Annotated in this window: 22 protein-coding genes; 11 read left to right on the forward strand and 11 right to left on the reverse strand. The window is 62.1% G+C overall.

The genetic code is table 11. From position 1 onward, the window contains the following. Positions 1-32: 32 nt before the first annotated feature. The 7 genes from ACN2XU_RS04955 to ACN2XU_RS04985 all read right to left on the reverse strand — a co-directional run bounded on the left by ACN2XU_RS04955 (position 33) and on the right by ACN2XU_RS04985 (position 6,177). Positions 33-872, reverse strand: a complete 840-nt coding sequence (locus ACN2XU_RS04955; RefSeq protein ID WP_419409303.1) for an ABC transporter permease — start codon at positions 870-872, stop codon at positions 33-35. Then, positions 869-1,732: an ABC transporter permease gene (locus tag ACN2XU_RS04960; protein ID WP_419409304.1), complete on the reverse strand. Its 864-nt coding sequence runs from the start codon at positions 1,730-1,732 to the stop codon at positions 869-871. Before ACN2XU_RS04960 ends, ACN2XU_RS04955 begins: the two co-directional genes overlap by 4 nt. 75 nt (positions 1,733-1,807) lie before the next feature. Continuing rightward, positions 1,808-2,620 (reverse strand): ABC transporter ATP-binding protein, encoded by an 813-nt coding sequence (locus ACN2XU_RS04965; protein WP_419409305.1) that lies wholly within the window; start codon positions 2,618-2,620, stop codon positions 1,808-1,810. A 51-nt stretch (positions 2,621-2,671) separates the two neighbouring features. Next, entirely contained in the window at positions 2,672-3,028 is a 357-nt protein-coding gene (locus ACN2XU_RS04970; protein WP_419409306.1) for a hypothetical protein, read from the reverse strand. 54 nt (positions 3,029-3,082) lie between these two features. Further along, a complete protein-coding gene (gene hydA / locus ACN2XU_RS04975; RefSeq protein ID WP_419409307.1) occupies positions 3,083-4,537 on the reverse strand; it encodes a dihydropyrimidinase in 1,455 nt (484 codons plus the stop codon). A gap of 35 nt (positions 4,538-4,572) precedes the next feature. After that, positions 4,573-4,926, reverse strand: coding sequence for a hypothetical protein (locus ACN2XU_RS04980; protein WP_419409308.1), 354 nt, complete (start codon positions 4,924-4,926; stop codon positions 4,573-4,575). Positions 4,927-4,929: 3 nt separating this feature from the next. Then, complete coding sequence (locus ACN2XU_RS04985) at positions 4,930-6,177, reverse strand: Zn-dependent hydrolase (protein WP_419409309.1); 1,248 nt, start codon at positions 6,175-6,177, stop codon at positions 4,930-4,932. Positions 6,178-6,379: 202 nt separating this feature from the next. Between ACN2XU_RS04985 and ACN2XU_RS04990 the strand changes: the two genes are divergently transcribed. Both ACN2XU_RS04990 and ACN2XU_RS04995 read left to right on the forward strand, forming a co-directional pair. Beyond that, positions 6,380-7,018, forward strand: a complete 639-nt coding sequence (locus ACN2XU_RS04990) for a TetR family transcriptional regulator C-terminal domain-containing protein (protein WP_419409310.1) — start codon at positions 6,380-6,382, stop codon at positions 7,016-7,018. A 64-nt stretch (positions 7,019-7,082) separates the two neighbouring features. Continuing rightward, entirely contained in the window at positions 7,083-8,984 is a 1,902-nt protein-coding gene (locus ACN2XU_RS04995; protein WP_419409311.1) for a tetratricopeptide repeat protein, read from the forward strand. Between the two features lie 50 nt (positions 8,985-9,034). On the opposite strand, the gene preA is transcribed toward ACN2XU_RS04995, so the two are convergent. From preA to ACN2XU_RS05010, 3 genes are all read right to left on the reverse strand, one after another. Continuing rightward, the gene (preA, locus tag ACN2XU_RS05000; RefSeq protein ID WP_419409312.1) at positions 9,035-10,339 is read right to left on the reverse strand and encodes an NAD-dependent dihydropyrimidine dehydrogenase subunit PreA; all 1,305 of its coding nucleotides are present in this window, start codon (positions 10,337-10,339) and stop codon (positions 9,035-9,037) included. Positions 10,340-10,367: 28 nt separating this feature from the next. Next, positions 10,368-11,708, reverse strand: coding sequence for an NAD(P)-dependent oxidoreductase (locus ACN2XU_RS05005; RefSeq protein ID WP_419409313.1), 1,341 nt, complete (start codon positions 11,706-11,708; stop codon positions 10,368-10,370). Between the two features lie 143 nt (positions 11,709-11,851). Then, complete coding sequence (locus ACN2XU_RS05010) at positions 11,852-12,616, reverse strand: DeoR/GlpR family DNA-binding transcription regulator (RefSeq protein ID WP_419409314.1); 765 nt, start codon at positions 12,614-12,616, stop codon at positions 11,852-11,854. A 269-nt stretch (positions 12,617-12,885) separates the two neighbouring features. On the opposite strand from ACN2XU_RS05010, the gene glpD reads away from it, so the two are divergent. The 9 genes from glpD to radC all read left to right on the forward strand — a co-directional run bounded on the left by glpD (position 12,886) and on the right by radC (position 23,250). After that, entirely contained in the window at positions 12,886-14,484 is a 1,599-nt protein-coding gene (glpD, locus tag ACN2XU_RS05015) for a glycerol-3-phosphate dehydrogenase (RefSeq protein ID WP_419409315.1), read from the forward strand. Positions 14,485-14,497: 13 nt separating this feature from the next. Beyond that, positions 14,498-15,586, forward strand: a complete 1,089-nt coding sequence (locus ACN2XU_RS05020; RefSeq protein WP_419409316.1) for an ABC transporter ATP-binding protein — start codon at positions 14,498-14,500, stop codon at positions 15,584-15,586. A gap of 11 nt (positions 15,587-15,597) precedes the next feature. Next, positions 15,598-16,695, forward strand: a complete 1,098-nt coding sequence (locus tag ACN2XU_RS05025; RefSeq protein ID WP_419409317.1) for an ABC transporter ATP-binding protein — start codon at positions 15,598-15,600, stop codon at positions 16,693-16,695. Beyond that, on the forward strand, positions 16,695-17,564 hold the full coding sequence (locus tag ACN2XU_RS05030; RefSeq protein WP_419409318.1) for a carbohydrate ABC transporter permease: 870 nt from the start codon (positions 16,695-16,697) through the stop codon (positions 17,562-17,564). The genes ACN2XU_RS05025 and ACN2XU_RS05030 overlap by 1 nt, the downstream gene beginning before the upstream one ends. A 1-nt stretch (position 17,565) precedes the next feature. Continuing rightward, complete coding sequence (locus ACN2XU_RS05035; RefSeq protein ID WP_419409319.1) at positions 17,566-18,432, forward strand: carbohydrate ABC transporter permease; 867 nt, start codon at positions 17,566-17,568, stop codon at positions 18,430-18,432. Between the two features lie 11 nt (positions 18,433-18,443). Further along, a complete protein-coding gene (locus tag ACN2XU_RS05040) occupies positions 18,444-18,719 on the forward strand; it encodes a DUF2160 domain-containing protein (protein ID WP_419409320.1) in 276 nt (91 codons plus the stop codon). Positions 18,720-18,793: 74 nt separating this feature from the next. After that, positions 18,794-20,515 carry an ABC transporter substrate-binding protein gene (locus tag ACN2XU_RS05045; RefSeq protein WP_419409321.1) on the forward strand — a complete coding sequence of 574 codons (1,722 nt, stop codon included), beginning with the start codon at positions 18,794-18,796 and terminating at the stop codon, positions 20,513-20,515. 123 nt (positions 20,516-20,638) lie between these two features. Further along, positions 20,639-22,129, forward strand: coding sequence for a glycerol kinase GlpK (gene glpK, locus ACN2XU_RS05050; RefSeq protein ID WP_419409322.1), 1,491 nt, complete (start codon positions 20,639-20,641; stop codon positions 22,127-22,129). Between the two features lie 167 nt (positions 22,130-22,296). Continuing rightward, the gene (gene radC / locus ACN2XU_RS05055; RefSeq protein ID WP_419409323.1) at positions 22,297-23,250 is read left to right on the forward strand and encodes a RadC family protein; all 954 of its coding nucleotides are present in this window, start codon (positions 22,297-22,299) and stop codon (positions 23,248-23,250) included. An 81-nt stretch (positions 23,251-23,331) separates the two neighbouring features. Here radC and nqrF read toward each other — a convergent pair whose 3' ends face one another. Beyond that, entirely contained in the window at positions 23,332-24,555 is a 1,224-nt protein-coding gene (gene nqrF / locus ACN2XU_RS05060) for an NADH:ubiquinone reductase (Na(+)-transporting) subunit F (RefSeq protein ID WP_419409324.1), read from the reverse strand. Positions 24,556-24,567 lie beyond the last annotated feature (12 nt).

The raw sequence follows: 24,567 nt of genomic DNA on the forward strand, positions 1-24,567 counted from the left end.
GATAGTGCTCCCTGTTGGTTTGTGTTGTTGGTTTATTGTTGTCGTTGCGATGCGTGCCAGAAGGTCGCCCGTTTTTCAAAGAGCGCCACAGTGCCGTAGAAGGCCGAGCCAAGCACCGCCGCCACCGCAATTTCCGCCCAGACCATGTCGAGCGCAAGCTTGCCCACTTCTGTCGAGATGCGAAAGCCCATGCCCCGGATTGGAGAGCCGAAAAATTCGGCAACGATCGCCCCGATCAGCGCAAGCGTGGTGCCGATTTTCAGCCCGTTGAAGATGAACGGCATGGCCGCCGGCAAGCGCAGAAACCGCAGTGTCTGGGCATAGCTGGCCGCATAGGTGCGCATCAGGTCGCGCTGCATCGCGTCGCTGGCCTGCAGACCCTGCACCGTATTGACCAGCATCGGGAAGAAGACCATGGCGACGACCACAGCGGCCTTTGACTGCCAGTCGAAGCCGAACCACATCACCATGATCGGGGCGAGCCCGACAATCGGCAGGGCCGCGATGAAATTGCCCACCGGCAACAGCCCGCGCTGCAGAAAAGGCGAGCGATCGATCAGCAAGGCCACGATGAAGGCCGAGCCGCACCCGATGACATAGCCCGACAGCGCGCCCTTGAAGAAGGTCTGCACGAGGTCGCCCCAGAGCACGTCCGTCTTGGAGACGAAGGCCGCGCCGATGGCACTGGGCGGCGGCAGAAGCACCGGCGAGATACCAAAGCCCCGCACAAAGCCTTCCCAGACGAAGAGCAGCGTCAGGCCGAAGATGACCGGAACGATATAGCCCGCGCCCGGCGCCCGGCTGCGCACCAGAATGACGTTCAGCGCGAAGGCGGCAGCCCAGACGATCAAGGCAAGTGAAATCCACATCATGTCGCCATCCCCATGCGTTTGAGCATCGCCTTTTCAAGCGCGCCAAGGGAGATCACCATGAGCGCCGCAACGGTCGCCGCAGCCAGCAAGGCCGACCAGATCTGAATCGTCTGGCCATAATAGCTGCCAGCAAGGAGCCGCGCCCCGAGGCCGCCGTTCTGGCTCAGAGAAAGCTCCGCCACGACCGCCCCGACAAGCGATGCGGCCGCGCCGACCTTCAGCGAGGTGAAGAGATACGGCACGGAGTTCGGCAGGCGCAGTTTCCAGAAGGTTTGCGCCGGCGAGGCGTTGTAGGTCTTCATCTGGTCCAGCAGCATGGCGTCCGGGCTGCGCAGGCCTTTTACCATGCCCACCACCACGGGGAAGAACGACAGATACATGGAAATCACCCCTTTGGCGACGATATCGTCGACCTGCAGCGCGGCGAGGACCACGACGATCATGGGTGCGATGGCAAGGATCGGCACGGTCTGGCTGGCGATGATCCAGGGCATGACGGACATGTCCACGACCCTGAAATAGACAATCGCCACGGCCAACCCGATGCCCAGCGCGATGCCGAAGGCAAAGCCGAGGAGCGTGGCCTGCAGCGTGATCCACCCGTGGTAGATCAGCGAGCGTTTGGAGGTGATCTTTTTTTCTACCGTGGTTTCCCAGATTTCCACCGCAACCTGATGCGGGGCGGGCAGGCGCGGCTTGTCCTGGGCCATTGTGTCGGTGACCATTTGCGAGAAAGAGAGCGTCACGTCGGCGCGTTTCGCCTTGGAATAGGCCCAGGGCGCGTTGAGCACGACGGCAAGCGCGTACCACAGCGCAACGATAACGGCGACCACCGTCAGGATGGGCAAGAGGTTACGCATGATCCCCGCCTCCTGTCGCAAGATGTCTCGACGGCCCTGTCACGGTCCCTTCGAAGCGGTCTCGGCGCGCCTGTCTCATGCGTGCCCCTCCCGCAGCCCTTCGCGCACCCGGTGGGCCACTTCGATGAATTCGGGTGTGTCACGGATGTCGAGCGGGCGCTGGCGGGGCAGCGGGCTTTCGATCACGTCGGTGATGCGTCCGGGACGCGGCGACATGACAACGATGTGGGTCGACAGGTACACGGCCTCGGGGATCGAATGGGTGACGAAGCCGATGGTCTTGTCCGTCTTGTCCCAAAGCTGCAGCAGTTCCTCGTTGAGGCGATCCCGGACGATTTCATCCAGCGCGCCAAAGGGTTCGTCCATCAGCAGAATGTCGGCGTCAAAGGCCAGAGCGCGGGCAATGGAGGCCCGCTGCTGCATGCCACCCGAAAGCTGCCATGGGAATTTCTTTTCAAACCCGGTCAGCTCAACAAGGTCGAGCACGCGCGCGATGCGCTCTTTCTGCTCGGCACGGGAATAACCCATGATCTCCAGAGGCAGGGCAACGTTGCTCCCGATGGTGCGCCACGGATAGAGACCGGCCGCCTGAAACACATAGCCATAGGCGCGATTGCGACGCGCCTCGTCCGGCGTCATGCCATTGACGCTCAGAGTGCCGCCCGTGGGAGTCTCCAGCCCCGCGATGCAGCGCAGAAAGGTTGTCTTGCCGCACCCGGACGGGCCGATGAAGCTGACAAAGCTGCCCTTTGGAATGTCGAGGCTCACGTCCTTCAGGGCGTGCACGGGGCCATCGCCGGTCTGAAACGTCAGGTCAAGATGGCTGGCGGTGATGACCGCGGGAGCGGTGTCTGGCTGGCCTTGGGCCGGGCTGGCTGAGAGTGTCACAAGCGTTTTCTTTCCATGTCTTCAACGTCGCGCCACGGGGGCGCGTGTGTGTTATTGGCAGGCGAACAGTTCGGTTCCGTCCGTCTCCGGCTCACGCGAAAGGATGAAACTGTCCCGATCCGTGGTATAGATGAAATAAGTCTCATCCCACGTCTCGCCCTCGCCGCTGCACTTCGTGTTCAGCATCACAGCCCCCGCGCCGAGGCTTTGATAATCATGCAACGCGCAGCGGCTTTCCCAGAATTCGAGGCGGTCGCTGGGGTAAAAAATCGCCACGTCGTCGCTTTGCGTGCCCTGCCCCGTCACCCGGGCACAGCCGGAGGCATTGCCATAGGCCTCTTGCGCCTGCACCGCCCCGCCCGTCATCAGAAGGGCCATGCTCAGGCCCAGAATGTTGTGTGCTCTCATGCTTGTGCTTTCATAGGTTTGAGGCAGGCGCGTCAGCCTGCCTCTTTTCTTTGATCAAACGCCCGTTACGGGGATGCCCGAGCGCTCAACGGGACGCGGCGCGGTGAGCTCCTTCCATGTCGACAGCGCCTTGTTCGTGGCCGTGTTCGGCGCGCGTTTGACAAACTCGCCGTGGCCTTCCTTGGAGCGCAGCTCGCCGTCGTGCACGGCGACATGCCCGCGCGTCAGGGTAAAGCGCGGCAGACCCTTGACCTCCTTGCCCTCGAACACGTTGTAGTCGATCGCGCTGACCTGTTTGTCGGCGGTGATCGTCTTGGTCTTTTCCGGGTCCCAGACCACGATATCGGCATCCGCGCCGGGCAGGATCGCGCCCTTTTTCGGGTAACAATTCAGGATCTTGGCGATGTTCGTTGATGTGACCGCCACGAACTCTTCCGGTGTCAGACGCCCTGTGCCCACGCCATAGGTCCAGAGCATCGGCATGCGATCCTCAAGCCCGCCGGTGCCGTTCGGAATCTTGGTGAAATCGCCCACGCCATAGCGCTTTTGATCAGTGGTGAAGGCGCAGTGATCCGTGGCCACGACCGAAAGAGAGCCGCTTTGCAGGCCCGCCCACAGGCTGTCCTGATGCTGCTTGTTGCGGAAGGGGGGCGACATGACGCGGCGCGCGGCGTGGTCCCAATCGGGATTGAAATACTCGCTCTCGTCGAGCGTCAGGTGCTGGATCAGCGGCTCGCCCCAGACGCGCTTGCCTTGTTGGCGGGCGCGGCGGATGGCCTCGTGGGACTCCTCGCACGACGTATGCACGACATACAGCGGCACCCCCGCCATATCCGCGATCATGATGGCGCGGTTGGTCGCCTCGCCCTCGACCTGCGGCGGGCGGGAGTAAGCATGCGCCTCCGGGCCGGTGTTGCCCGCAGCGAGCAGCTTGGCGGAGAGCTCGGCCACCACGTCGCCATTCTCCGCATGGACCATGGCGATGCCGCCAAGTTCCGCGAGACGGTTAAAGGAGGCGTAAAGCTCATCGTCATTCACCATCAAGGCGCCCTTGTAGGCCATGAAGTGCTTGAAGGTGTTGATGCCGCGCTCCTTGACCACGGTTTCCATCTCGTTGAACACCTGCTCGCTCCACCATGTCACCGCCATGTGGAAGGAGTAATCGCAATGGGCGCGGGTCGATTTGTTGTCCCACATCTTGAGCGCATCGAGCAGCCCCTGCCCCGGGCTCGGCAGCGCAAAGTCGACCACCATGGTCGTCCCGCCCGCCAGCGCCGCCTGCGTGCCACTGTCAAAATCGTCCGTGGAATAGGTGCCCATGAAAGGCATCTCCAGATGCGTATGCGGGTCGATCCCGCCCGGCATGACATAGCACCCGGTGGCGTCGAGCGTCTCATCGCCCTTGAGGTCCATGCCGATCTCGATGATCTGACCACCCTCGATCATGACGTCCGCCTTGTAGGTGCGGTCATGGGTGACGATGGTTCCGTTCTTGATGACTGTGGTCATTTGATCTTCCCTGTTCTTGTGCAGTGCTGCGGCGTTCAAAAAACGGCGGCCTGCATATTGGTGAATGTCTTTGAATCCGTGGTAGCCATGAGCCTACGCCCATCCTTGAACTTCGCAACGAACGTCACGTCCTTGCCGCGACCGCCCATGAGCGCACCGGCCAGAAATCCAACGGGACCCAGAGCAAGCGCGCCCACCGCGCCCCAGCCAACGGTGCCACCAAGCCGCTTGACGGATTCTTCCGTGGCAATCTCAAGCTCCGCTAGTTGCTTGAACGAAATACGCTCCCCGATGAGCATATGTTGCTCGGACCTTAAGGAAAAGGCTCCGAAAGCGATGGCTTCCTGACCTTTCAGGAAATCGCCCGCGTGGATCTTGAGCTTGGCCATATGTTACACGACCACCCCCGCCGTCTCGACAACCGCGTGGAAGAGCACGTCCGTTCCGGCCGCCGCCCAGTCCTTGCTGATTTCTTCCGCCTCGTTGTGCGACAGACCGTCCACGCAGGGGCACATGATCATCGCCGTCGGCGCGACCTGATTGATCCAGCAGGCATCGTGTCCGGCGCCGGAGATGATGTTCATATGGCTGTAGCCGAGTTTTTCCGCCGCATTACGCACCGCCGTCACGCAGCCTTCGTCAAAGGTCACTGGGTCAAACCCGCCAACCTTCTCGAATTCCACCTCCAAGCCCATCTCGTCGCAGATCCCCTGCGCCTCCGCCCGCAAACGCGCTTCCATGTCCTGAATGACGCTCAGGTCGGGGGACCGGAAATCCACCGTAAACACAACCTTGCCCGGGATCACGTTGCGCGAGTTGGGGTAGACGTCGATATGCCCCGCCGCGCCGACCGCGTGGGGTTTGTGAGACCATGCGATCGCGTCGACCTTGTCCAGAATGCGCGCCATGCCAAGCCCGGCGTTCTTGCGCATCGGCATCGGCGTCGAGCCGGTATGCGCGTCCTTGCCCGTCACGGTGACTTGCGTCCACGACAGGCCCTGCCCGTGGGTGACAACGCCAATATCCTTGCCTTCCGCTTCCAGAATCGGCCCCTGCTCGATGTGCAATTCGAACATGGCGTGCATCTTGCGCGCGCCGACCTCTTCCTCGCCCTTCCAGCCGATCCGCTCCAGCTCATCGCCAAATTTCAGCCCTTCGGCATCGACCCGGTCATAGGCCCAATCCTGCGTGTGCACCCCGGCAAAGACGCCGGAGGACAGCATCGCGGGGGCGTAGCGCGTGCCTTCCTCGTTGGTCCAGTTGACCACCACAATCGGATGCTTTGTCTTGATGCCATGCTCATGCAGGCTGCGCAGCACCTCAAGCCCGCCGAGCACGCCGAGCACCCCGTCATACTTGCCGCCCGTCGGCTGGGTATCCAAATGCGAGCCCACATAGACCGGCAGCGCCTCGGGGTCCGTGCCTTCGTACCGGGCGAACATGTTGCCCATCTGGTCGAGCCCCATGGTGCAGCCCACCGCCTCGCACCAGGATTGAAACAGCGCCCGGCCTTCGGCATCCGCGTCGGTCAGGGTCTGGCGGTTGTTGCCTCCCGCGACGCCGGGGCCGATCTTGGCCATCTCCATCAGACTGTCCCAAAGGCGATCGCCATTGATGCGGATGTTGCTCAGAGGTGCCATTTCATTCCTCGTTGTGTTAGTGCGTGATCGCCGTGATCCGGCCTGTGGCTTGCCTCGGCAGAATCCTGACCATATGGTCAAATATCAAGGCGCGGTGTCGCTCCGGTCAAGGAATTAATTCCGCGCCGCGCACCCAGCGTGCAAAGCGCCTTAAAAACAGGCGTTCTAAAGATTTGACACTGTGCGAAAAGGGGTTTTGCGCGTGAACTTTTCCAGCAAGTCCGGCCTGGAGCCGGGGGGAAAGACCCGAATCCAGCGCCAGAAGCGCAGCGAGATTTTCGAAGCAGCACTGGATGTGTTCTCCGAAGCAGGGCTGCGCGGAGCAACCCTCGACCAGATCGCCACGCGCGCCGGGCTGTCAAAGCCGAACGTGGTGTATTATTTCGACAGCAAGGAAGCGATCTACCGCGATCTGCTGGAGGCGCTGCTGGATATCTGGATCGATCCGCTGAGACAGATTTCCCCGGAGGGTGAACCTGTCGCCGAGATCCTGGCCTACGTGCATCGCAAGCTGGCCATGTCGAAGGACATGCCGCGCGAAAGCCGCCTCTTCGCAACGGAGATGATCCAGAACGCACCGCGCATTTCCGAGGTGCTCCAAGGGGATCTCAAGGCATTGGTGGATGAAAAGGCTGCGCTGATCGAGGGATGGATTGCCGATGGCCGCGTCGCCCCGCTCGACGCGCGGCATCTGATTTTTTCGATCTGGGCCACGACCCAGCATTACGCGGACTTCGACGTGCAGGTGCGCGGCGTGCTCGGGCCAGCGCATGAGGCCAGCCGGTTCGACGAGGCACATGCCTTTCTGACAACGCTTTATACGCGAATGCTGACACCCTGACTTGCGCAGGCCGCGTGGCGGGGGGTAGCGTTGCCGGGATCTCCCCTGTTGCGACGGATTGCCCATGCTGCGCCTTGCCCTGTTCCTTGCCTTTTTGGCCGTCCCGGCCCACGCCGAGGAGGACCCGCTTGCGGCCTGGGGGCTGAGCGAAAGCACCGGCGCCGCGGCGGGCTATGTCGCCGACAGCGCCTGTGCGGAGTGCCACGCGGACAAGGCCGAAACCTATGCGGACATGGGAATGGCCAAGAGCTTTCAGGCCGCCAGCGGCGCCGATGTCATCGAGGATTTCAGCGCCTTGCCGTTTTTCCATGCGCCGTCTCAGCGCTGGTACGATGTGCGGCTCGACAACGGCGATTACATCTTTCGCCGCTGGCGGATCGCCCCCGACGGCACAGAGGTCGACGTCTGGGAGCGCAAGGCCGACTGGATCGTCGGGTCCGGACACCATGTCCGAACCTTCCTGTTCCAGACCACCGACGGCGCCCTGTTTCAGATCCCGCTGGCTTGGTACACGCAGGGCGGGTATTGGGAGATGAACCCCGGATTTGAACATGCCGACCACCAAGGCGTGAACCGGGATGTCGTCCGGCGCTGCATGGCCTGTCACAATGCCCTACCCGAGGTGCCCGAAGGCAGCGATGCGGCAGGTCAGCCCGAGGTCTTTCCGCACGAATTGCCGGAGGGTCTCGGCTGTCAGCGCTGTCATGGCCCGGGGGCCGAGCACGTGCGCGCGGCCTTGTCGGGGGCCGAGGTGGAGACCGTGCGGGCAGAGATCGTCCAGCCCGGCAAGCTGCCAAAGGACCGGCTCTATTCCATCTGCTACGGTTGCCACATGCAGCCGACCGTAGCGATCAACGCGCCGCTGCGCGGCGGGCGCGGCATCTATTCCTTCCGCCCCGGTCAGGACGTGAACGACTATCTGACCCATATCGACATCATCGACGCAAATCGCCCGAAAGCCGATCGCTTCGAGATCAACTTTCACCCCTATCGCATGGAACAAAGCGCCTGCTTTCAGCAATCACAAGGAGAGCTGGGCTGCCTCACCTGCCATAATCCGCATGTGAAGATCAAACCCGCCGAACGGGCTGCGCACTATCGCCAGGCCTGTCTGAGCTGTCACGAAACCGATGATCAGGCGCTGCCGGTCATGGCGTCCGGCGTGCATCCGCAAATCGAGGCAGAGGCCGATTGCACCACCTGCCATATGCCCGAACGGCGCACGCAGGATGTGATCCATGTGACCATGACGGACCATCGCATCCAGCGCGACCCCGGCGATCTCGGCGCGCTGACCGCAATGATCCCCAAGGTGCCGGCCGAGGTGATCTCTCTCGGGCTCTTGCGGGACGGCTCGCTGAGCGAGACCGAGACAGTGATCCAGAACCGGCTCGCCATTCTGTCCGGCACCGGGCGGCAGGCGGATTATGCGGTGGACGCGCTTGAAGCGGCGTTGAAGGCCAGCGACTGGCCCCATGCGGATGCCTGGCTGGAACTGGCCAAGGCGCAGATGGCACTGGAGCGCTATCCGGCGGCGTTGTCCTCTGTTCGGGAGGTCCTCGCCCGCAATCCCGGCAACCCCGAAGCGCTGAACATCCGGGCGGTGGCCTTTCAGCGCCTCGACCTGCAGGAGCCGTCCCTCAGTGTATTTGACGAGGCCCTGCGCGCGACGCCCGACAACATCAAGCTGCTTTTCAACAAAGCGGTGGTCCTCGCCCGCGCCGACCGCTTTGATGAGGCACGTCCTCTGGTGCAGAAGATCATTGCGCTGCGCGAGAACCACTGGCCCGCCTACCGGCTGCTTGCCCAGATCGAGAGCGCCGAGGGCGCCAGCGGCGCCGCCATCGAAGCCTACCTGCAAACGCTGGCGATCAAGCCCGATGCCCCGGCGACGCGCGCCCCGATGATCGAGCTTCTGAAACAGAACGGGCGCGCAGGGGAGGCCGCGCGCCACGTGGTGCCCTGAGGGCATCCCGCCGGACAAACGCCGACGGGCTGGAGGATAGTTCCCCCGAATTACTCCGCGGCGGTGGCCGACGGGTTGTTCGGGTGGGTCGTCCAGTTGGCGTAGCTGTCCTCGACCACCTTGCCGGTGCGCTTGTCGATGCTGCCGGGCGACAGGGTCTCCATGGTGATGCAGTTTTCCACCGGGCAGACGTTCACACACAGGTTGCAGGCCACGCATTCGTCGTCCTGCACCTCGAAGACGCGGTCCGGCGACATGCTGATCGCCTGATGCGAGGTGTCTTCGCAGGCGGCATAGCAGCGCCCGCATTTGATGCAGGCATCCTGGTCAATGCGCGCCTTGGTGATGTGGTTCAGGTTGAGATACTGCCAGTCGGTCACATTCGGCACCGCCATCCCGACGAACTGCTTCGTTTCGGTATAGCCCTTCTCGTCCATCCACTGGCTCAAGCCCGAGATCATCTCCTGCACGACCTTGAACCCATAGGTCATTGCCGCCGTACAGACCTGCACGTTGCCACAGCCCAAGGCCATGAACTCCGCCGCGTCGCGCCATGTGGTCACGCCGCCGATGCCGCTGATCGGCAGGCCGTGGGTTTCCGGATTGCGGGCAATCTCCGCCACCATGTTCATCGCAATCGGCTTGACCGCCGGGCCGCAGTAGCCGCCGTGGGTGCCCTTGCCGTCGATCATCGGCTCGGGGGACATGGAATCGAGGTTCACCGAGGTAATCGAGTTGATCGTGTTGATCAGGCTGACCGCATCCGCGCCGCCGTTCTTCGCCGCTTCCGCCGGACGGCGGATGTCGGTGATGTTGGGCGTCAGCTTCACGATGACGGGCTTGTCATAGTATGTCTTGCACCAGCGGGTGACCATTTCGATGTACTCGGGCACCTGCCCCACCGCGCTGCCCATGCCGCGCTCGGCCATGCCATGCGGGCAGCCAAAGTTCAGCTCGATCCCGTCAGCGCCAGTCTCGGAGACGCGCGGCAGGATGGCTTTCCAAGCGTCTTCCTCGCAAGGGACCATGATCGAGGCAATCAACGCCCGGTCCGGGTAATCCGCCTTCACCCGCGCCATTTCCTCCAGGTTCACCTCCAGAGGGCGGTCGGTGATCAGCTCGATATTGTTGAGCCCGAGCAGCCGCCGGTCCGCGCCCCAGATCGCGCCATAGCGCGGGCCGTTGACGTTGACCACCGGCGGGCCTTCCATGCCGAGGGTCTTCCAGACCACCCCGCCCCAGCCCGCCTCGAAGGCGCGGCGCACGTTGTATTCCTTGTCCGTCGGCGGCGCGGAGGCCAGCCAGAAGGGATTGGGGCTCTTGATGCCCAGAAAGTCAGTTGTGAGATCAGCCATTGATCGAAACCTCTCGTAGGGCGGGGTTTTACCCCGCCGCCCCCGTCAGGGCGCTGTGAATGTCCATCGCCGCGTCGCGGCCCTCCGCAACGGCGGTCACCGTCAGATCGTCGCCGCCCGTGGCGCAATCGCCCCCGGCCCAGACGCCCTTGACCGAAGTCGCGCCGGTTTCGGAGACCAGGATCTTGCCGCCGATGACGTCGAGCTCCTCCGGAATACCGTCGATCTTCTGGCCAATGGCCTGGAAGAGTTGGTCGGCCTGGAGCGTGAAACCCTCGTCCAGCGTGACAAGCTTGCGGTCCACCGTCTCAGTATAGGCAAAGCGCACGGCGCTCAGACTGCCGTTGCCCTCTACACCCACCGGGGTCGCGTTGTGGATGATCCGCACACCCTTCTGAGCGGCCAGATCCTGTTCGAACTCGGAGGCCGCCATGGCCGCCTTGTCGCGGCGGTAGACGATCGTCACCTCTTCGGCCCCGAGCAGCTTGGCCTGCACGCCAGCGTCAATCGCGGTCATGCCGCCCCCGATGACGACCACGCGCCGCCCGATGGGCAGGCTGGCCAGATCGCCGGATTGACGCAGCTCCGAAATGAAATCCACCGCCGCAGCGACGCCTGCCTTGTCGGCACCGTCCATGCCAAGCGCATTCACCCCGGCAAGGCCCATCCCGAGGAAGACCGCATCGAAGTCCTCACCGAGGCTCTGCAGGCTGATCTGCTCTCCCAGCCGCGCGCCATAGCGGACCTCGATCCCGCCGATTTGCAGCAGCCAATCCACCTCGCGCTGTGCGAAGTCCTCGGTGCTCTTGTATGCGGCAATGCCGAATTCGTTGAGGCCGCCGCCCTTCTGACGCGCTTCGAAGATCACCACGTCATGGCCCAGCATGGCCAGACGATGCGAACAGGCCAGACCCGCAGGCCCCGCCCCGACCACGGCGATCGTCTTGCCGGTGGCCGCGGCGCGGGTGAACGGCTGGCTGCCCTTGGCCATCACCGTGTCGGTGGCATAGCGTTGCAGGCGGCCGATCTCGACCGGCTTGCCCTCGGCGACTTCCCGCACGCAGACCTCTTCACAGAGCGTCTCGGTCGGGCAGACCCGGGCGCACATCCCGCCCAGAATGTTCTGCTCGAAGATCGTCCTGGCCGCCGCCTCCGGCGTGCCCGTGGCGATCTGCCGGATGAACAGCGGTATGTCGATGCTCGTCGGGCAGGCCGTCATGCAAGGCGCATCGTGACAGAAATAGCATCTGTCGGCGGCGACAAGCGCCTCGTGCGGGTCATAGGCTGGGTGTAGGTCGGCGAAATTCGCCTGAAGCGCCTCGTCATCAAGGCGTCCTGCGGCAATGCCGTCTTGTAGCTTGGAGGTCATCCTGGCTCTCCGGTCGTGAATGTCCACCTGACGCTGGCATGATTCAATTTTTTTATCAAATGGTAAAATTTTGGATCAGGATAAAAAGTCCCGGCGCCTCGGCTTCACTGCACATTTTTTATGCACGAACTGTCGATCTTCGCTCAGTTTTCGGCAAGAATGACCTCTGTCCCCCACCCTTTGCAGGCTTCCAGCACTTCGGAGGGCGGCGCGAGATCGGTGTAAAAGGCATCGACGTCCGAGAGCGACGCGATCTTGGCCGGGGCGGTTCGGGTGAATTTGCTGTGGTCCGCAACAAGGACCGTGCGCCGGGATTGCCGCAGGATGGCCTGACTGACGCTGATTTCCTGAATATCGTAATCGAGCATGTCGCCATCGGGATCCAGCGCCGAACAACCGATCACCGCCAGATCGAATTTGAAGCGGCGGATGGTTTCCGCCGCGAGGGTGCCCACAAGGCCGCCGTCCGAGCGGCGCAACTGTCCGCCGGTGACGATGACCTCGCAATCATGGTTGGCCGCGAGGATGTTGGCCACGTTCATGTTGTTTGTCACCACCATCAGGTTACGATGATGCAGCAGCTCGCGCGCCACCGCCTCCGTGCTGGTGCCAATGTTCAGGAACAGCGAGATATTGTCCGGGATTTCCGCCGCACAGGCGCGGGCGATCGCGCTCTTGCCGCCGGGGTTCATCGAGCGCCGCTCTTCGTAACCGATATTCGACGTGCCGGAGGCCAGAACCGCACCGCCATGCACCCGGTCGAGCTGACCTGCCTCGGCAAGGTCGGTCAAATCGCGCCGGATCGTCTGAAGCGTCACCCCGAAGTGCTGGGCCAAACCTTCGACGCTGACCTTGCCCTCACGGCGGGCGATTTCGAGAATCTCCGGGTGACGAAACGACTGCGACATGGGTCTGCTCTCCACTTGTGCGGCAAGGGCGCGCCACCAAAACGCAAGAAATCGCGCCTCTCCATGTTCGAATTTACCCACGACGCGGGGGTAAAACCAAGCCATCTTGCGGTTTTGTAGGTCATTTTATGGAAAATTAAGCATTATTTTCGTGGATTTTCAGAGGGAAAGACGAATTCGCACCTGAAAACGAACAGAAACGAACATTTCCGCTTGCGAAGCGCGACGGGCCAAGGGTACCTTCTGCATGTCTCTGGGAGGGGAATCGCGTGACCGAACGCACTGACACAACACCTTGTGACCTGTTCATCATTGGCGGCGGCATCAATGGCTGCGGGATTGCTCGTGATGCGGCGGGACGCGGCTTCTCGGTTACCCTCGCTGAGATGAATGATCTCGCCTCTGCGACGTCCTCGTCTTCGACCAAGCTTTTCCATGGCGGACTTCGCTATCTCGAATACTTCGAGTTCCGCCTTGTACGCGAAGCGCTGATCGAGCGCGAAACCCTGTTGCGCGCCATGCCGCACATCAGCTGGCCGATGCGCTTTGTTCTGCCTTATCATAAGGATATGCGCTTCGAGAGCGAAACGCCGACCTCGAAGCTGCTCAGCCTGTTCATGCCCTGGATGAAGGGCCGCCGCCCTGCGTGGCTGATCCGGCTCGGCCTGTTCATGTATGACCATCTTGGCGGGCGCAAAATTCTGCCCGGCACCAGCACCCTGTCCCTGCCCGGCACACCCGAGGGGGCGCCGCTCGAAGATCGCTTTGTCAAAGCCTACGAATACTCGGACTGCTGGGTCGAGGATTCGCGTCTTGTCGTGCTCAATGCCCGCGACGCCGAAGCACGCGGCGCGGCAATCCTGACCCGGACAAAGGTCCGTTCGGCGACGCAGCAGGACGGCCTCTGGCACGTCGAAACGCAAAATAGCGAAACCGGCGAGATCCGGCATCATACGGCCAAAATGCTGGTGAATGCCGGTGGCCCCTGGGTCGGTAACGTGATCCACAATACCGTTCGGCTGAATTCCCGTGAAGGTGTTCGCCTCGTGCGCGGATCGCACATCGTCACGCCCCGGCTTTATGATCACGACAAATGCTACTTCTTTCAGGGCACCGACGGGCGCATCATCTTTGCCATCCCCTACGAGACGGATTTCACCCTGATCGGCACCACCGATGCGGAGCATCATGATCCGTCCGTAAAGCCGCAGATCACCGGTGAAGAGCGCGGCTATCTGGTGAATTTCGCCAATCAGTACTTTGCCGCCGACATCTCCGAGGACGATATCGTCTGGACTTATTCCGGCGTTCGCCCGCTCTATGACGACGGCGCCAGCAGCGCCACGGCCGCGACGCGCGATTACACGCTGAAAGTGGACACGTCCGCCGGGGCGCCGGTCCTGAACATCTTTGGCGGCAAGATCACCACGTATCGGCGGCTGGCCGAAGCCGCGCTTGAAAAGATTGGCGAGCATCTGCCGCTGAACACGGGCAAATGGACCGCCGGTGTCCCCCTGCCCGGCGGTGATTTCCCGGTAAACGGCGTCGACGCGCTGGTGCGCGGCCTCCAGGCGGACCACCCATTCCTGACGGACCGATGGGCGCTGCGCCTGGTGCGGGCCTATGGCACCGAGGCGGCAGAGATCCTGAGCGGGGCCACGCGCGCCGAGGATCTTGGCCAGGACTTCGGCGCCACGCTGACAGAGCGCGAAGTGCGCTGGTTGATGAACAAGGAGTATGCGCGGACCGCCGAAGATGTGGTCTGGCGCAGAAACAAGCTGGGGCTGCGTATGGACGCGGACCAGATCGAGCGGCTGAACGCGTGGATGGCGGACACCCGTCCTTCCCTCGCGGAAGCGGCGGAATAACAAGGAGCCAACTGTGACGCTTGAACTTCGAGGCGTATCCAAGGTGGTCGACGGGCAGACACACATCTATCCGACCGATCTGACATTGGAAAAAGGCACGATGAACGTCCTTCTGGGCCCGACCACATCGGGCAAGACGTCACTGATGCGCCTGATGGCGGGGCTTGATGCGCCGGCCGACGGACAGGTGATCTGGAACGGCACCGACGTGACCGGGCAGCGTGTGCAGGACCGCAAGGTCGCCATGGTCTACCAGCAGTTCATCAACTACCCGTCGATGACCGTCTACGACAACATCGCCTCACCGATGAAGCTCATGGGCGTGGATCGCGCCGAGGTCGACCGCCGCGTGCGCGAGACCGCCGAGATGATGAAGCTCACGCCGATGCTCGACCGCAAACCGCTGGAGCTGTCCGGTGGCCAGCAACAGCGCTGCGCCCTCGCCCGCGCGCTGGTCAAGAACGCCGGTCTGGTGCTGCTCGACGAGCCTCTGGCCAACCTCGACTACAAATTGCGCGAGGAGCTGCGCGCCGAAATCCCGCGCATTTTCGAAGCCTCTGGCAGCATCTTCGTCTATGCGACGACAGAGCCCGAGGAGGCGCTGTTGCTGGGCGGTCATTGTGCAACCCTTTGGGAAGGCCGCGTGACCCAATTCGGCCCCACCCCGGATGTCTATCGCAAGCCCGTCGACGCGACGACAGCCCGCGTCTTCAGCGATCCGCCGATGAATTTCCTGCAGATTTCCAAGACTGGAAACCGCATCATGTTCGGCGACGGACAGAGCGCGGAAGCGTCGGGCAAGCTCGCCGATCTGGCCGATGGTCGGTACACCGCCGGGTTCCGCCCCAACCACCTGGAAATCAGCCAGCACGCCGCGGAAGCGATGCCCTTCGAGACGACGCTGAGCGTAACGGAGCTGACCGGGTCGGAAACCTTCGTGCACCTCGATCATCATGGCGAGCGCTGGGTTGGTCTCGTGCACGGGGTACATGAGCTGGAGATCGGCGCGTCGCTGACCGTCTGGCTGGAACCGCGCCACGTTTACATTTTCGCCGAAGACGGCAGCCTTGTTGCCCCAGCAGCCTACGCGCTGGCGGCCTGAGGGGGAGAGACATGGCCAAGATCACACTCGACAACCTCGCCCACTCCTACCTCGCCAAGCCGACATCGGAGGATGATTTCGCTCTCAAGGAGCTGAACCACGATTGGGCCGATGGCGAGGCCTATGCCCTGCTCGGCTCGTCCGGTTGCGGGAAGTCAACGCTGCTGAACATCATTTCGGGTCTGTTGACACCTTCGCAGGGCCGCATCCTCTTCGATGGGAAGGACGTCACCAGTGCCCCCACCGCCGAGCGCAACATCGCGCAGGTGTTCCAGTTTCCCGTGGTCTACGACACGATGACCGTGCACGACAACCTGGCCTTTCCACTGCGCAATCGGGGCCGTGACGAGGCCTATGTCGCGGAACGCGTTCAGGAAATCGCAAGAATGATCGGCATGGAAGACATGCTTCGGAAAAAGGCGCAGGGCCTGACCGCCGACGCCAAACAGAAGATTTCCCTTGGCCGTGGCATGGTGCGCAAGGACGTGAACGCGCTGCTGTTTGACGAGCCGCTGACGGTGATCGACCCGCATATGAAGTGGGAGCTGCGCACGCAGCTCAAGAAGCTGCACCACGATTTCGGCCATACGATGATCTACGTGACCCACGACCAGACCGAAGCACTGACCTTTGCGGACAAGGTGGTCGTGATGTACGATGGACGTGTGGTCCAGATCGGCACGCCCGAGGAGCTTTTCGAGCGACCGGAGCACACCTTCGTCGGATACTTCATCGGCTCGCCGGGCATGAACGTGATCCCGGCCAAGGTCGAGGGCAACAAAGCCTATATCAACGGCTCGCAGGTGGATCTCGCATCCGGCTATGCGGCGATGGACGGCAAGGTGGAAATCGGCGTCCGCCCCGAATTCGCCCGGCTGTCGCAAACCGAAGGCCTGCCCGTCAAGGTGCGCCGCATTGAGGACGTGGGCCGCCACAAGATCATCCGCGCCGAGTTTTTCGGACATGAGATCAATATCATCGCCGGTGAAGACGAGCCTGTGAGCGCAGACATGAACCGTGTCAGTTTCGATCCGGCCCATGTCAACGTCTATGCCAACGACTGGCGCGTCGCCCCCGAGGGGCACAACCTACATGCGGGAGCGGCGTGATGCAAAAGACCGTCAATCAAAAAGCCTGGTTCCTTGTTCTGCCCGTGCTGTTGCTGGTGGCGTTCTCTGCGGTGATCCCGCTGATGACCGTGGTCAATTATTCGGTGCAGGACACGTTCGGCAACAATCAGTTCTTCTGGGCGGGCCTTGAGTGGTTCGAGGAAATGCTGGCCTCCGAGCGCATGTGGAACGCCTTGGGGCGTCAGTTGATGTTCTCGGCGATCATCCTCGCCATCGAGGTCCCCTTGGGCATTTTCGTGGCACTCAACATGCCGAAGGGCGGCTTCTGGTCTTCGTTCTGCCTTGTGCTGATGTCTTTGCCACTCCTGATCCCGTGGAACGTGGTCGGCACGATCTGGCAGATTTTCGGACGTCTGGACATTGGCCTGCTGGGATACACGCTGGATGCGATGGGGATTGACTACAATTACACGCAGGACACGCTCGACGCCTGGATCACGATCATCGTGATGGATGTCTGGCACTGGACCTCGCTTGTCGCGCTGCTCGCCTTTGCCGGTCTGAAGTCCATCCCGGACGCCTACTACCAGGCCGCCAAGATCGACCAGGCCAGCCGCTGGAAAGTCTTCCGCTACATCGAGTTGCCCAAGATGATGGGCGTTCTGATGATCGCCATCCTGCTGCGCTTCATGGACAGCTTCATGATCTATACCGAGCCGTTCGTCGTGACCGGCGGTGGCCCTGGCAACGCCACCACGCTGCTCTCGATCGACCTCGTGAAAATGGCGCTGGGACAGTTTGACCTTGGCCCCGCCGCCGCCTTCAGCCTGATGTACTTCCTTGTGATCCTTCTGGTGAGCTGGGTGTTCTACACCGTGATGACCAACCTCGACAAAAAGGGGATGTGAGATGACTGACACGACAACACTCCCCGAAAACCTCACCGCCGGGGGGAGCAACACGCGCCCCGGGTTCAAGGTGAACTCCCGCGCCATCGTCATGGGGCTTTACCTTCTGTTCCTGCTGCTGCCGATCTACTGGCTGCTGAACATGAGCCTGAAGACCAACACGGAGATCCTGAACGAATTCACGCTCTTTCCGCGCGATCTGACCTTTGCGAACTATGCCACGATCCTCACCGATCCGGCGTGGTACATGGGCTATGTGAACTCGCTGATCTACGTGGTGATGAACACGGTGATCAGCCTCGCCGTGGCCCTGCCCGCCGCCTATGCCTTTTCGCGCTATCATTTCCTGGGTGACAAGCACCTGTTCTTCTGGCTGCTGACCAACCGCATGGCGCCGCCTGCCGTGTTTGCCCTGCCCTTCTTCCAGCTCTATTCCTCCGTTGGCCTCTTTGACACGCATATCGCCGTTGCCCTGGCGCACTGCCTGTTCAACGTGCCGCTGGCGGTGTGGATCCTCGAAGGCTTCATGCGCGGCGTGCCGAAGGAAATCGACGAGACCGCCTATATCGACGGCTACAGCTTCGGGCGCTTCTTCGTGAAGATCTTCATGCCACTCATTGCTTCCGGCATCGGCGTCGCGGCCTTCTTCTGCTTCATGTTCTCTTGGGTCGAGCTGCTGCTTTCGCGCACCCTGACCACCGTGGATGCCAAACCCATCGCCGCGATCATGACCCGCACCCAGGGGGCCAGCGGCATCGACTGGGGCGTGCTGGCCGCAGCTGGTATCCTGACCATCGTGCCCGGTGCTTTGGTGATCTACTTCGTGCGCAACTACATCGCCAAGGGCTTTGCCCTCGGGCGGGTATAAGGAGAAAACTCATGGACTGGATGGCATGGACCTGGCCGACCGCGATTTTCTTCATGGTGATCGCGAGCCTGCTGATCACCTTCACGGTGCTTGCGATCAAATTCCCGGAAACCCCGCGCGTGGGTATTCTGCGGATTGAAACAACGCGGGGGGATCGTCTGTTCATCACCCTGCTCGGCAGCGCCTTTATCAATCTGGCGTGGCTTGGCCTCATCGGCCCGGACACCCAGCCCTGGGCGCTGGCCGCCTGTCTTGTCTACGCCGCAGCTGTGTTCCGCTGGGTGTAAGCCAAACCGGCGCTCTCCGGTCGTCCGGGCGGCGCTGAAGACAAACGAAAGTTCACATAAGGGAGGAAACCAATATGAACTTCACGTTGAAATCCACCACCGCACTGGCGGTGGCACTGAGCCTGTCCGGCTCGGGTGCGTGGGCCGATATGGCCGCCGCAACCGAGTTCCTCGACAGCGAAATCGGTGAGCTGTCCGCGCTGACGCGCGAGGAGCAGGAAGCTGAAATGCAATGGTTCATCGACGCCGCCGCGCCGATGGCCGGGATGGAAATCAAGGTGGTTTCCGAGACCATCACCACCCACGAATACGAAAGCCAGGTTCTGGCCCCCGCCTTCACCGCCATCACCGGCATCAAGGTCACCCATGACCTGATCGGCGAAGGGGACGTTGTCGAAAAGCTGCAAACCCAGATGCAGTCCGGCGAGAACATCTATGACGGCTACATCAACGACTCTGACCTGATCGGCACCCACTGGCGCTATCAGCAGGCCCGCAACCTGACCGACTGGATGGCCGGCGAAGGCGCGGATGTGACCAACCCGGGCCTCGATCTGGACGATTACATCGGCATCAGCTTCACGACAGCCCCCGATGGCAAGCTGTATCAGCTGCCCGACCAGCAGTTCGCGAACCTCTACTGGTTCCGCTACGACTGGTTCAACGACGAGAAGAACCAGGCGGACTTCAAGGAAGCCTATGGCTATGACCTCGGCGTTCCGGTCAACTGGTCGGCCTATGAAGACATCGCCGAGTTCTTCACCGGTCGCGACCTGTCGCACATGGGCGTCGAAGGCGAAGTCTTTGGCAACATGGACTACGGCAAGAAAGACCCGAGCCTTGGCTGGCGCTACACGGATGCGTGGCTGTCCATGGCCGGTGCCGGATCCAAGGGCGAACCGAACGGCCTGCCGGTGGACGAATGGGGCATCCGTGTGAACGAGCAGTCCCAGCCGGTTGGCTCCTGTGTCGCCCGTGGCGGCGCCACCAACGGCCCGGCCGCTGTTTATGCTGTGACCAAGGCTATCGAATGGCTGGAAAAGTACACGCCCCCGGCGGCGGCTGGCATGACCTTCTCCGAGGCAGGCCCGATCCCGGCGCAGGGCAACGTCGCCCAGCAGATGTTCTGGTACACCGCCTTCACCGCCGACACGGTCAAGCCTGACCTGCCGGTGATGAATGAGGACGGCACGCCGAAGTGGCGCATGGCCCCCTCCCCGCACGGCGTCTACTGGGAAGAAGGCACGAAGATCGGCTATCAGGACGTGGGTTCCTGGACGCTGATGAAATCCACCCCGGTGGATCGCGCCAAGGCGGCCTGGCTCTATGCCCAGTTCGTGACGTCCAAGACCGTCGACGTGAAGAAGGCCCACGTTGGCCTGACCTTCATCCGCGAGAGCACCATCCAGCACGAGAGCTTCACCGAGCGCGCCGACAAACTTGGCGGCCTGGTGGAATTCTACCGCTCCCCGGCTCGCGTTGCATGGTCGCCCACCGGCACCAACGTGCCTGACTACCCGAAGCTGGCACAGCTGTGGTGGCAGAACATCGGTGACGCAATGTCCGGTGCCAAAACCCCGCAGGAGGCCCTCGACGCCCTTTGCGCGGATCAGGAACGGGTGATGGAGCGTCTTGAGCGTGCTGGTATCCAGGGCGACATCGGTCCGAAACTGAACGAAGAGCAGGACCCCGAGTACTGGCTGTCCCAGCCCGGATCGCCCAAGGCGAAGCTGGACAACGAGGACGAAGAGCCGATGACCGTCTCTTATGACGAGCTGATCAAATCTTGGCAGTAATCCGCTGAGATTTTGGCCGGGGCCCCGAACAAGGGCCTCGGCCTTTTCTTTTTTCCCTTTTTCACAGACACTTCCACACAAGGCGGACCGGTAAAATCCCGGCCAATCCAGGGAGGAGACCCCATGACTCACATTCTCGCCATCGATCAGGGCACCACGTCGAGCCGCGCGATCCTCTTTGACAGCACGCTGAAGATCGTCGCCACCGCGCAGGAAGAATTCGAACAGCATTACCCTGCCTCCGGCTGGGTCGAGCATGACTGCGCCGATCTTTGGACGACGACCGCCGCAACCTGCCGCGGCGTGATGGAAAAGGCTGGCCTGAAAGCCAAGGATATTGCCGGGATCGGCATCACCAACCAGCGCGAGACCACGTTGATCTGGGACCGCAAGACCGGGCAACCGATCCACAACGCCATCGTCTGGCAGGACCGCCGCACCTCCGAAATGTGCCAGCGTCTGAAGGCAGAGGGACATGAACAGACGGTCACAGACCGCACCGGCCTGCTGCTCGACCCGTATTTTTCCGGCACCAAGGTGGCCTGGTTGCTTGATAACGTCGAGGGTGCCCGGGCGCGGGCCGAGGCGGGCGAGCTGGCCTTTGGCACCGTCGATACCTGGCTGATCTGGAAACTGACCGGCGGGGCGCAGCACGTCACCGACGCAACCAATGCCGCACGCACCATGCTCTATGACATTCGCAAGGGCCGCTGGTCACAGACCATGTGCGATATGCTGGGCATCCCCATGAACCTGCTGCCCGAGGTCAAGGATTGCGCTGCCGATTTCGGCATGGCCCGCGCCGATCTGTTCGGGGCGGAGATCCCGATCCTTGGCGTCGCAGGGGACCAACAGGCCGCCACCATCGGTCAGGCCTGTTTTGAACCCGGCATGCTCAAATCCACCTACGGCACCGGCTGTTTTGCCCTTCTGAACACCGGCGACACGCCGGTGACAAGCCAGAACCGCCTTCTGACCACCATCGCCTACCAGCTTGACGGCAAGCCGACCTATGCGCTCGAAGGCTCGATCTTCATCGCCGGAGCGGTCGTGCAATGGCTGCGTGATGGGCTGAAGATCATCCGTTCCGCCTCCGAAACACAGCCGCTGGCGGAAAAGGCCGACGACGCACAGGAGGTGATCTGTGTTCCCGCCTTCACCGGGCTTGGCGCACCCTACTGGAACGCGGAATGTCGTGGTGCCATGTTCGGCCTCACGCGCGGGTCCGGACCGGAGGAGTTCGCCCGTGCGGCGCTGCAATCCGTCGGCTACCAGACGCGCGACCTGCTGGAGGCGATGACCGCCGACTGGCCGGAAGCGCGGCAAACCGCTTTGCGCGTCGATGGCGGCATGAGCGCATCCGATTACGCGATGCAGTTCCTCTCGGACATCATCGGCGCGCCGGTGGAACGGCCCGAGGTGCTGGAAACCACCGCCATGGGCGCCGCATGGCTGGCCGGGCGACAGGCGGGCGTATTGCCGGATATGGCGGAATTTGCCTCCGGATGGTCTGCGGAAAAGCACTTTGATCCGAACATGGACAAAGACGCCCGCGCCCGCAAATACGCCGGCTGGAAACGCGCGGTCAAAGCCACCATCGACGTGGCCGGTTGACCTCACCAAACCGGCAGGTCGCCAAACCGTTTACGACAAATTAACCTTGGCCGCCGCAGGCTTGTCGCGAGGACGAACCACGCATTGCACTGATTCCATATGAAACCATGTGAAACACTGTCTTTCCGCTCTCCGCACGCAGGCTGCGCCGGATGAGTGGTGCCGGTATGCCAGCCTGGATCGCCCGGCATCTCGACTATGTTCGCAAGAACAAACCCGCGCCGAAGAAGGGTCCGGCTCATAGGGGCTATACGCAACCGCGCGGCACCGCCGCAACGCCCGGCTTTTCCGATGCGGCGATGGACGGCTTGCGGGATCTGGAGGCGCGAATGCCGCCGCCTGGGGCCGACGCGCGCCCCGCATTTCAGCCGGGACATCTGCACCGGGAGCGGCTCTCGGCCAAGAATGCCGCGGGCGGCGGACTGATCACGGATGACCGCGGCAACACGCGCCCGCACTACCACGGCCACCGCGAACGTCTGCGGCAACGCTTCTTGCAAGGCGGGCACGAAGCGATGCCGGAGTATGAGGTGCTGGAACTTCTGCTCTTCAACGCCATTCCACGGATCGATGTCAAACCCCTGGCCAAGCGCCTTCTGGCTGAGTTCGGCGATCTGAGCGGCGTCATTGCCGCCTCTGAACACCGCATCCTGCAGGTGCCGGGCGCGGACCGATGGGTCTTTCTCCAACTGCGCATCGCCGAGGCGATGGCGCACCGCATGACCAAGGCGAAGACGCTCAAACGCGATATTCTCTCCTCCTGGGATGCGTTGATCGACTACTGCCGCACCGCCATGGCGCATCGCGATACGGAGCAGTTCCGGATCCTGTATCTCGACCGCAAGAACAAGCTGATCGCCGATGAAAAGCAGGCAGAGGGCACGGTGGATCACGTGCCGGTCTACCCCCGAGAGGTGGCAAAACGCTCGCTTGAACTGAATGCCACGGCGATCATTCTCGTGCACAACCACCCGTCCGGTGACACCACGCCAAGCGGCGCCGATATCGACATGACGGAGCAGATCGTCAGTGCTGTCGGGGTGATCGGGGTGACGGTGCATGATCATGTGATCATCGGCAAGGAGAGCGAATTCTCCTTCCGCTCGAACGGCTATATCTGACCGTTTGAAAAGCGGCCCCCATCTCGGAAACGAAAAAGGAGGCCCAAAGGCCCCCTTTCCTATCGCATTTACGCGCGTCGGTCAGCCGCCGAAGTCGTCGAGCATGATGTCCTCGCGGTCCACGCCCAGCTCCAGCAACATGTTGATCACCGACTGGTTCATGATCGGCGGGCCACACATGTAGAACTCGCAATCTTCCGGGTTCGGGTGATCCTTGAGGTATTCCTCGTAAAGAACGTTATGGATAAAGCCGGTGTACCCCGTCCACTCATCCTCCGGCAGCGCATCGGACAAGGCCACGTGCCATTCGAAGTTGTCGAATTCCTCGGCCAGTTGATCGAAATCCTCGACAAAGAACATCTCGCGCTTGGAGCGCGCGCCATACCAGAAGGTGATCTTGCGATCGCGGTTCTCAAGGCGCTTGAGCTGATCGAAGATGTGGCTGCGCATCGGGGCCATGCCCGCGCCACCACCGATGAACACCATTTCCTTCTGCGTGTCGCGGGCAAAAAACTCGCCGAACGGTCCGGAGATGGTGACCTTGTCACCGGGCTTGAGGTTGAAGATGTAGGAGGACATCTGCCCCGGCGGGATGCCCTGCGAGCCCGGAGGCGGCGAAGCCACGCGGACGTTGAGCATGATCAGGCCCTTCTCGTCCGGGTAGTTCGCCATCGAGTAGGCCCGTTCAATGGGCTCGTCCACGGCGGATTCATACTGCCACAGATTGAACTTGTCCCAATCCGGACGATACTCGTCCTCGACGTCGAAATCCTTGTAGGACAGCTTGTGCGCAGGCGCTTCGATCTGGATATAGCCGCCGGCGCGGAACTTCACGTCCTCGCCTTCGGGCAATTCCAGAACGAGGTTCTTGATGAAGGTCGCCACGTTTTCGTTGGAACGCACCGTGCATTCCCACTTCTTCACGCCAAAGACCTCTTCGGGGACCTCAATCTCCATATCCTGCTTCACCGACACCTGACACGACAGGCGGTCGCCGCAGGCGGCCTCGCGCTTGGTGATGTGGCTTTCTTCCGTGGGCAGGATCGAACCGCCGCCGGAATGGATGCGCACGCGGCATTGCGCACAGGTGCCACCACCGCCACAGGCGGAGGGCACGAACATTTTCTGCCCCGCGAGGGTTTGCAGCAGCTTGCCGCCGGAGGGGACCGAAATGGTCTTTTCGCCGTTGATGGTGATGTTGACGTTGCCCGAGCTGACCAGCTTGGAGCGCGCCGCGATGATCATCGCCACCAGCGCCAGAACGATCAGCGTGAAAAGAAAGACGCCAAGTCCGAAAGTCATCATGGATCGGGTCCT

It is taken from the genome of Pacificoceanicola niger, assembly GCF_048553275.1.
In the GTDB taxonomy this organism is placed as follows: domain Bacteria; phylum Pseudomonadota; class Alphaproteobacteria; order Rhodobacterales; family Rhodobacteraceae; genus Pacificoceanicola.

Coding starts and splice junctions, on each gene's coding strand:
- ACN2XU_RS05030 (WP_419409318.1), top strand. CDS start 16,695: ATGCAAAAGACCGTCAATCAAAAAGCCTGGTTCCTTGTTCTGCCCGTG.
- glpK (WP_419409322.1), top strand. CDS start 20,639: ATGACTCACATTCTCGCCATCGATCAGGGCACCACGTCGAGCCGCGCG.
- ACN2XU_RS05040 (WP_419409320.1), top strand. CDS start 18,444: ATGGACTGGATGGCATGGACCTGGCCGACCGCGATTTTCTTCATGGTG.
- preA (WP_419409312.1), bottom strand. CDS start 10,339: ATGGCTGATCTCACAACTGACTTTCTGGGCATCAAGAGCCCCAATCCC.
- hydA (WP_419409307.1), bottom strand. CDS start 4,537: ATGACCACAGTCATCAAGAACGGAACCATCGTCACCCATGACCGCACC.
- ACN2XU_RS05005 (WP_419409313.1), bottom strand. CDS start 11,708: ATGACCTCCAAGCTACAAGACGGCATTGCCGCAGGACGCCTTGATGAC.
- ACN2XU_RS05025 (WP_419409317.1), top strand. CDS start 15,598: ATGGCCAAGATCACACTCGACAACCTCGCCCACTCCTACCTCGCCAAG.
- ACN2XU_RS05010 (WP_419409314.1), bottom strand. CDS start 12,616: ATGTCGCAGTCGTTTCGTCACCCGGAGATTCTCGAAATCGCCCGCCGT.
- nqrF (WP_419409324.1), bottom strand. CDS start 24,555: ATGATGACTTTCGGACTTGGCGTCTTTCTTTTCACGCTGATCGTTCTG.
- ACN2XU_RS04995 (WP_419409311.1), top strand. CDS start 7,083: ATGCTGCGCCTTGCCCTGTTCCTTGCCTTTTTGGCCGTCCCGGCCCAC.
- ACN2XU_RS04980 (WP_419409308.1), bottom strand. CDS start 4,926: ATGGCCAAGCTCAAGATCCACGCGGGCGATTTCCTGAAAGGTCAGGAA.
- ACN2XU_RS05035 (WP_419409319.1), top strand. CDS start 17,566: ATGACTGACACGACAACACTCCCCGAAAACCTCACCGCCGGGGGGAGC.
- ACN2XU_RS04985 (WP_419409309.1), bottom strand. CDS start 6,177: ATGGCACCTCTGAGCAACATCCGCATCAATGGCGATCGCCTTTGGGAC.
- ACN2XU_RS04960 (WP_419409304.1), bottom strand. CDS start 1,732: ATGCGTAACCTCTTGCCCATCCTGACGGTGGTCGCCGTTATCGTTGCG.
- radC (WP_419409323.1), top strand. CDS start 22,297: ATGCCAGCCTGGATCGCCCGGCATCTCGACTATGTTCGCAAGAACAAA.
- ACN2XU_RS05045 (WP_419409321.1), top strand. CDS start 18,794: ATGAACTTCACGTTGAAATCCACCACCGCACTGGCGGTGGCACTGAGC.
- ACN2XU_RS04970 (WP_419409306.1), bottom strand. CDS start 3,028: ATGAGAGCACACAACATTCTGGGCCTGAGCATGGCCCTTCTGATGACG.
- ACN2XU_RS04955 (WP_419409303.1), bottom strand. CDS start 872: ATGATGTGGATTTCACTTGCCTTGATCGTCTGGGCTGCCGCCTTCGCG.